A 1,101-nucleotide genomic window follows, 5' to 3' on the forward strand; every position below is an offset into this window, starting at 1 on the left:
GAGGTTGCCGCCGGTGCTGCGCAGGTCCAGCGTGCCGCTGCCAACGTCGAGCGTGCCGAGCAGCAGCTAGCGGTCGGACGCGACGCCGAGGCTCAGGCTTGCGCTCTGGCTGACCTGCGTGACGCCGAGGCTGCTGCCATCGGCGATCTGCAGCAGCAGGTTGGGCGCGCTGACCTGGTAGGCGTTGGCGGTGCTGGGCGCCACATGGTTGGCGGTGAGCGACAGGCTGGCGAGTTGCGTGTCGCTGCCGGCCACGATGTCGCCACCCGAGGCCAGCGTGAGGTTGGCGGTGTGGGTGTTGACGGCGTTGCCGCTGGCGCCGATCGAGCCGCCTGCGGCGCTGAGGGTGACCGCGCTGCCACTGAGCAGCGGCGTGCTGCTCGCGGCGTTGCTGATCGAGCCTACCGTGCTCTGCACCGTGACCGCGCCGCTGCCGGCGTTGATCGCGCCGGCGAGTTGCACGTCGCCGGTGGCGTTCAGCGTGATGGCGCCGCCGTTGCTGGTCAGCTTGCCGATGTTGCTCAGCGTGCTGCCAATGCCGAAGGCTTCCAGCGTGATGCTGCCGCCTTGCGTGCGCAGCTCGGTGCTGGGGTCGACGAACTGGATGCCGCCGTTCTGCGTGGACTGCAGGCTCACGCTGTGGCCGGCGGTGGTGGCGAAGTTGATCAGGTGGTTCGCCATTGCATCCACCGTGATCTGGCCGGTGGCCTGCAGCGTGATGTTGCTGCTGCCCGAAAGGCTTTCGAGCAGGCCGCGCGAGACGGTGTTCAGCGTCGCGCCGCTGCCCTGGTTGGCATCGCCCGCGGCCACCGTGGCGTCGGTGGCATTGCCGTCCTGGCTGCCGCCGGAAGCCGTGTCGGTGATGCGCAGGTCTGTCGGGTCCAGCAGCAGGTTGCCGGTGGCGCCGTGCGTGGCGCGCAGGTCCACGTTGCCGCTCAGGCCGATGTTCTTCTGGCTGGAGATTTCGGCAAAGCCGCCATTGCCGCCGGCCTCGCCGCCACGGGCCGAGATGCTGCCGTCGAACACTGTCGTGTCGGTCGACCAGGCCGTGATGCTGCCGCCGTCGCCGCGGGCGAGTGCGTCGGCCTTCAGGCTGGCGCC

At 70.0% G+C, this 1,101-nt stretch carries 1 pseudogene; it reads right to left on the reverse strand.

Annotated features, from left to right (window positions below):
• Positions 1-66 precede the first annotated feature (66 nt).
• A pseudogene (locus tag FKP22_RS33280) lies at positions 67-1,101 on the reverse strand (hypothetical protein); the annotation flags it as partial.

This window comes from Ideonella azotifigens (assembly GCF_006519715.1).
Taxonomy (GTDB): Bacteria; Pseudomonadota; Gammaproteobacteria; order Burkholderiales; family Burkholderiaceae_C; genus Ideonella; species Ideonella azotifigens.